Consider the following 483-nt stretch of genomic DNA (forward strand, 5'->3'; position numbering starts at 1 on the left):
GGTCTGGTAGTCGCTGTGGCCGAAGGGGGTGTACTTCTCGTCGATGTCGGAATCCTTCACGCCCTTGGACTTCAAATAGGCGCGCAGGATCTTGTTGGTCGTGCGGGGATAGACGTAGTCGGTGCCCAGCAGCACCCAGCGCTTGGCGCCGCCGCCGTCCTTGCTCATGAGGTAGTCCACCGCGGGAATCGCCTGCTGGTTGGGCGCGGCGCCCGTGTAGAACACGTTCTTGGACAGTTCCTCGCCCTCGTACTGCACGGGGTAGAACAGCAGGCCGTTCATTTCCTCGACCACCGGCAGCACGGACTTGCGGCTCACGCTGGTCCAGCAGCCGAAGATCACCGAGACCTTGTCCTGGCCCAGCAGCTGCTTGGTCTTCTCGGCGAACAGCGGCCAGTTGGAGGCCGGGTCCACCACCACGGGCTCGAGCTTCTTGCCCAGCACGCCGCCCTTGGCGTTGATGTCGTCGATGGCCATCAGCAC

1 protein-coding gene is annotated in these 483 nt (G+C 63.8%); it reads right to left on the reverse strand.

The window, feature by feature from the left end:
- On the reverse strand, positions 1-483 hold a 483-nt coding region (locus tag FJV41_RS57315; RefSeq protein ID WP_141649605.1), incomplete at both ends, for a transporter substrate-binding protein.

Origin of the sequence: Myxococcus llanfairpwllgwyngyllgogerychwyrndrobwllllantysiliogogogochensis (assembly GCF_006636215.1) — a bacterium.
Taxonomy (GTDB): Bacteria; Myxococcota; Myxococcia; order Myxococcales; family Myxococcaceae; genus Myxococcus; species Myxococcus llanfairpwllgwyngyllgogerychwyrndrobwllllantysiliogogogochensis.